At 40.5% G+C, this 5,819-nt stretch carries 4 protein-coding genes, 1 tRNA gene and 2 pseudogenes; 2 read left to right on the top strand and 5 right to left on the bottom strand.

The features are described from left to right. Positions 1 to 204 precede the first annotated feature (204 nt). Positions 205 to 501, top strand: a pseudogene (locus tag IM479_RS05395) (hypothetical protein); the annotation flags it as partial. A 116-nt stretch (positions 502 to 617) separates the two neighbouring features. Here the strand turns inward: IM479_RS05395 and IM479_RS05390 are convergent. From IM479_RS05390 to IM479_RS05380, 3 genes are all read right to left on the bottom strand, one after another. Then, positions 618 to 2,111 carry an MFS transporter gene (locus tag IM479_RS05390; RefSeq protein WP_287684726.1) on the bottom strand — a complete coding sequence of 498 codons (1,494 nt, stop codon included), beginning with the start codon at positions 2,109 to 2,111 and terminating at the stop codon, positions 618 to 620. A gap of 22 nt (positions 2,112 to 2,133) precedes the next feature. Continuing rightward, complete coding sequence (gene recO, locus IM479_RS05385; RefSeq protein WP_287684724.1) at positions 2,134 to 2,916, bottom strand: DNA repair protein RecO; 783 nt, start codon at positions 2,914 to 2,916, stop codon at positions 2,134 to 2,136. Positions 2,917 to 2,998: 82 nt separating this feature from the next. Next, positions 2,999 to 3,071, bottom strand: a tRNA-Ala gene (locus IM479_RS05380). 77 nt (positions 3,072 to 3,148) lie between these two features. On the opposite strand from IM479_RS05380, the gene trhO reads away from it, so the two are divergent. Then, a complete protein-coding gene (gene trhO, locus IM479_RS05375) occupies positions 3,149 to 3,961 on the top strand; it encodes an oxygen-dependent tRNA uridine(34) hydroxylase TrhO (protein WP_286826757.1) in 813 nt (270 codons plus the stop codon). Between the two features lie 48 nt (positions 3,962 to 4,009). Here trhO and IM479_RS05370 read toward each other — a convergent pair whose 3' ends face one another. Together IM479_RS05370 and IM479_RS05365 are read right to left on the bottom strand one after the other, a co-directional pair. Continuing rightward, the gene (locus tag IM479_RS05370) at positions 4,010 to 5,557 is read right to left on the bottom strand and encodes a protein kinase domain-containing protein (RefSeq protein WP_287684722.1); all 1,548 of its coding nucleotides are present in this window, start codon (positions 5,555 to 5,557) and stop codon (positions 4,010 to 4,012) included. Positions 5,558 to 5,614: 57 nt separating this feature from the next. Beyond that, a pseudogene (locus IM479_RS05365) lies at positions 5,615 to 5,819 on the bottom strand (hypothetical protein); the annotation flags it as partial.

Here is a 5,819-nt window from a genome sequence, read left to right as displayed (position 1 = left end):
GGTCAACTACCTAATTTTCAGGGAAAAAGTACCTGAATTTTCCCCCTGATCACTCCCATGCCTGGTACTTTTTGATTGACAAAAAGTCTAAAAGTCTTACCCAACAAGGTTTTTAGATTTATTCAGCAGACCCTAATTAAAGTTATCGCTAACTCGACCGGCATCGGGTTGGGGCAAAAAAATCAGCTTCGAGGAGTTTAACCCATGACAGCAGTTACCGAGAATGATCTGAAAAGGTTGGAAGATTTAATCGTTGGTGGTATGAGAGCGATCGAGTCCCGATTAACTAGCCTAGAAAATGGACAATCAGAAATCAAGTCAGACATCAAGTCTCTGAGTGCAAAAACAGAAAATATCGATAAGCGGCTCACCTCGATCGAAACCCGTCTAGAAGATTGGAAACCGTCGATGGACAAAACAGCCGATCTTGCCGAAAAAGTAGGGGAACTGAAAAACTGGCGCTCAATCGCTTTTTTGATATTGGGTGCGATTATCGGTTGGTTCGCTTGCAACTCGATCAAACCCTCGAAACTTTTAACAATCTTTGTCACTGTCGAGGTGGCAAAAAAGGCACTAGAATGGGAACCATTTACTGCTAACTGATAACTGTTTACTGTTTACTGTTTACTGTTTACTGAGCGAGAAACATACCAAGTAAAACCACCGCCGATAACTGCCATAACTGCTAAAGCTAATAGTACCGGTCGGAGTCCGAATTGAGTTTCGGCGATACCCGCAACAGCTAAGGGTAAAGAGAGGGCAATATTAACGGCATTATTTTCTAAACCAAAGACTTTACCGCGCATTTCGGGGGGTGTATCTGCCTGTAGGGTAGTTTGCATGGGAACCCCGACTAAAGCTGCAAAAATGCCCAATAAAGCGGTCATAGCGAAGGCTAAAATTAAACTCTTTGTGGCTAGAGATAAACCGATTAAAGCTGCCGCCATACCCAGGGAACCCCAGAGACTTAATTGGGTGTGGGAGAATTTTTGACCCCAATAACCTAGGGTAATCGCACTAACTGCCATTCCTGCACCACAGGAGGCTAATAAAAAGCCAAATTGAGAAGCTTTTAACCCGGGTAGTTTTTCGGCCATACTGACGGCTAATACCGATAGAGCAGCAAAAATACAGAATAAGATGACTAATTGAATCAGAGCATTACGAACTTTATGATTTTTGTTGAGGTAACGAATGCCGTCGCGGATATCTTCCCAAACATGGGGCTGTTCTGCGGTAGGAATGACATATTTTTCGTTAGTTCGCAGGATAATTAGAATTAAACCGGCAATTATATAAAAAGCACCGACAATCATCACTTTGCCAATATCAAATTGTCCGGCTCTGGTGCCGAAAATACTATCAGCAAAAGCTAATAAAGGTTCACCGATGGCAAAACCGATAATTAATACCGCCATGGTGGTTAAAGTGTTGAGGGAATTAGCTGGCAAAAGATGACGACGTTTTACTACTAATGGCAGGGTAGATTGTTCGGCGGGGGCAAAAAATTGGGTTAAGGTGGAGACAAGAAAAGTAATGACTAACAACAGGAAAAAACCGAAGGGTAAGTTAAATTCTCCTTGTAGCCGGTAATGCCAATTTCTTAACCCGTCAGGCAACCAACCGAGGGGAACGGCTAAAGTTTGCTCGCGCACTAACCATAATAATAGGGGAATGAGGAGGACAAAAGCCCCGCGTAAAAGGTTAGAAATAACTAAAACTTGTTTTTTTAACCATCTATCAACATATACACCCGCCACCGAACCCACTAACACCGCCGGAATTGTATTAGCAATCATTATCGCCGATACCCAGCCACTAATTGACTGATCGGCTTTTTGGTAATGGGTGGCAATTAGGGAGATCATCAGGACTAAATAGAATTTATCCGCTAATTGGGAAAAAATTCCCCCCGCCCAGAGAATGAGAAAGCGCGGGTTTTTTAGCACTGGGGCAAAACCCTGACTAGGATTGGATTTGGGCGCACGTTTAGGCAAGCGGTTCATGGTTTCTGCGTCGGATTGCCTCGGTGAGGAATCGGAAGAATTAAAAACAGGAGTGGAGGAGTCGCTAGACGTAGCGTCGTCAGTTTCTGAGTCAAACAGTTGCATTATGATGATTGTTGCTATCTGTTTAAAATTCTAAGGGAGATAAACCCTCAACTAATGCCGAGGAGCGAAAAGTTTTTCCCAGATGATACTGAGTATAGCGGCGCAGCAGGCGATCGAGGTTAATCCAAGCTAGTTCTGAGGTAAGGTTTTCTTCTGGGGGAAAATCTGTTTTTCCTAGGCATTGCAGTAATTGCAGTTCTTGCTGCGTCAGTTTACTATCGATTTTGGGCGGGTTGATTGTTTCTGTGAGGGCAGCTAGATCTATTATTCCCCCTGCCTCGAAACTGAATCCTAGGCAATTGTCCCTAATTAAAGCTTTTCCCGTCAACAGGCAGTTATGGACTTGCGGCACTAAGCCAGCAATTATTAAGAAATGAAAAATTGCTTGACAAAGATAGGGAAGTATGTATTGATTTTCGTCGAGGACTTCAATTCTGGCCAGATGGCTGCAGATTAATTCGTATAATTCCCTCTGGGGTTGTTCGCTCAGGGCGATCGCCAAAACCAGTTCACAGAGGTATTGACTAACGGTGAGTTTGGCGAGATTTTGACTTAATTTGGGATAAGATTCGATAGTTTCAGCTTGAACGACCTTATCTAGGGATTTTCCTGCGACTATTAACAGATTATTGACCACAAATAGTTCACTTCTACCCCGCAGGGAAGATTTATACTTGCGCGCACCGGGAGCGATGGCTCTAATTAAACCATATTCGGCGGTCAAAATAGTTAAGAGGCGATCGGCCTCTCCGAAGGCCATTCCTTGCAGATTGATTCCAGTAGCTTGATAGGTACGAGACATCATTTAATAATTAACTAGCTAATTGTCTCCCCAAAAAGACTTGAGCTAATCACCAAGCAAAAGGGAAACTATGGAGGATATGCTATGGAGGTTAGCGGACTCGAACCGCTGACATCCTGCTTGCAAAGCAGGCGCTCTACCAACTGAGCTAAACCCCCGATCTGGTTTTTGAGACACTCTCGTTATTATAACCTATAGTGAAAAATATTACAAGTAAATTTTTCCCTTGCCTGCCATGTCTTATCTAGTCGCCACTTTTTACCAGTTTGTGGCTTTGTCAGATTATCGCCAAAAACAGCCAGAAATACAAAAATACTGCCAAGAAAGAGGAATTAAAGGAACTATTCTTCTGGCAGCCGAGGGGATTAACGCAACGATCGCCGGGAACAGTCAAGCGATCGCCGAGGTGATTAGTTGGTTAAAAACCGATACTCGTTTAGCGAATCTAGAGGTGAAAGAGTCTGTTTGCGATTATTTGCCCTTTCAACGCTTAAAAATTCGCTTAAAAAAGGAAATCGTGACTTTTGGTCAACCCAAGGCTAATCCTCTCGAAAAAACAGGAATTCATCTCAAAACTGAACAGTGGAATCAATTGCTGAAAGAGCCGGACGTGGTAGTTATCGATACTCGTAATAATTATGAAGTGGCGATCGGTACTTTTGCGGGAGCGCTTAACCCGGAAATAGGGCATTTTCGCCAATTTCCTGAGTATATTCAGGACAATTTTGATAGTATTAACGATAAAAAAATAGCTCTTTTTTGTACGGGGGGAATTCGCTGTGAAAAGGCGGCAGCTTTTTTATTAAATCAAGGCTTTTCTCAAGTTTATCAGCTAGAGGGAGGTATTTTGAAATACTTAGAAGAAGTTAGTCCCGATCAAAGTCTTTGGCAAGGAGAATGTTTCGTTTTCGATCAAAGAGTGGCACTAACAGCTAATTTAGAGGTAGGACATTATGAAATGTGTCCCGCTTGCGGTCATCCCATCGATGAAAAAGATAAACAATCTCCCAATTACCAAGCAGGAATATCTTGTCCCTATTGTAGTTGATTTTATCCTATTGTCCCGCTCTCATCTCCCTACTTTTCTAGTATCTGGTTACTGTTTTTTGCGGATTTGTGTACCAGAAATCATGTCATGAAGGGTGCGTTTTTTCTTTGTCCAGGCTGCCAGTAAAAAGCCCAAATATAAGGGAGCAGTGGAGAGACATTTTAGTAAGTAGCGGCGATTTGCTCTCGCAAAAGATATGCGTCTTCCTTCGCTATCGGTGACGGATAAATCAAAAAACATTTTACCAATAGTGGCTTTAAAAAGATATTCTAAGAAAACATAATATAACCATTTAATAACTATTCCTAAACCGAGAGCAGTCAGGATGGCAATATGTTCGTGAGTAAAGTTAATTTTGGCTTGAATATTATAGATAATTGCCGCTATAAATAAAGCAAAACCAAAAATTGTTGTTCCAGCTGCACTTAATCCTGCTGCGTAGTAAACCCAGATTTCTTTGGCTATATCAAAATTAAGGTTTAAATCTTGAAAAGTTGACCATTGTTGTAAGCGAAAACAGATATAACCACCTAATAAAGCGGCGATAATAAGAACGATAAAAGAATCAATTAAAGAGGCTTTTAAACGGAGCCAAAACCCAGCATAACTGGGAGAAATTGCAGCTAGTAAAGAAATAAGTGCAGGATTGGGAATAGGAATAATTTTAGGTTTTTCAAGAGAAGAATTTTTAGTTTTTTTAGTTTGATGGGGATTGGCTTTAATATCAGTAATAATTTTTAGCAAAGTTTTGGTATCTTTAGGTCGATCAATAGGTTTTTCTGCCATTAAATTATCGATAAAATCTGCTAATCGAGAAGGAATTTTTGGGGTATATTTACGCCAGTTAAATTCATTGGTATTAATATTATAAATTTTCGGGTCACTGGGTTCTTTACCGGTTAACAAAAAGACGAAAGTTTTGCCCAAAGCATAAAAGTCTGATTGGGGGACAGAGTGACCACGAGATTGTTCAGGGGGAGCATATCCGGGGGTATAAATTCCTGTATTTTTGCCTCCTGCTAGGACGGTTTTAGTTACTTGTCGCGCTGCCCCAAAATCAATTAAAACTAATTGACTATCGGGTTTTAAGATAATATTAGAGGGTTTGATGTCGCGATGATAGAATTTATGTTTATGAACTTCGTGGAGAATATTGGCTAACTGAGTTAACCAATCCAAAGCGAGATTATAATCAATCGGTTTAAATCCTCTTTGTTTTTGATATTCTTCTAAGTCAATACCAGCAATTTTCTCCATGACTAAACAGTGTAAAGCAGTTTGACTCTCCCGGGGATGATAAATAAAATAGTTTTCTCCTTTGGGAATACCGGGGTGATTTAATTGTTTTAAAAGATTAGCTTCCTGTTGAAATAAATCAATAGCTTTGCTGGAATCGTAGGTAAGAACTTTTAATACTTTGGGTATTTTATGTTCATCTATCACTTCATAGGTATTACCAAATCCACCTTTGGCACTCAATAAATTTGTGACTCGATATTTACCATTTAAAAGCAAGTCGGAACCACAGGATTGACAGTAACGACTCTCCGTGATAGTTTTCGGTTTAGGACAATGAGGATTAATACAAAAACTCATGGATTTTATTGGTAGAGTGCAAAATAAACTTGATGATTAAAATATCCCCTGATATATTTAAGGTTTATTGCCAAGAAAAAAGCCGCGCAATCCCAAAGTTACCACGGCACTTAAAAAAGCTACAACCATGGGGATAATCAGGGATTTAAACCCTTTCAAGTCCGCAATATCTTTAACTAGGATTGCATAACTATCTTCGACTTTTTCCAGTCGTTTATCCATTGTTTCGACTTTCTGATCAAGAGTTTTAATATCTCCTTTG

Origin of the sequence: Microcystis sp. M165S2, from assembly GCF_020245885.1 — a bacterium.
In the GTDB taxonomy this organism is placed as follows: Bacteria; Cyanobacteriota; Cyanobacteriia; order Cyanobacteriales; family Microcystaceae; genus Microcystis.
Note: the sequence above shows the minus strand (reverse complement) of the source record. Positions and strands in the feature narration are given on the sequence as shown.

Coding starts and splice junctions, on each gene's coding strand:
- IM479_RS05390 (WP_287684726.1), bottom strand. CDS start 2,111: ATGCAACTGTTTGACTCAGAAACTGACGACGCTACGTCTAGCGACTCC.
- recO (WP_287684724.1), bottom strand. CDS start 2,916: ATGATGTCTCGTACCTATCAAGCTACTGGAATCAATCTGCAAGGAATG.
- trhO (WP_286826757.1), top strand. CDS start 3,149: ATGTCTTATCTAGTCGCCACTTTTTACCAGTTTGTGGCTTTGTCAGAT.
- IM479_RS05370 (WP_287684722.1), bottom strand. CDS start 5,557: ATGAGTTTTTGTATTAATCCTCATTGTCCTAAACCGAAAACTATCACG.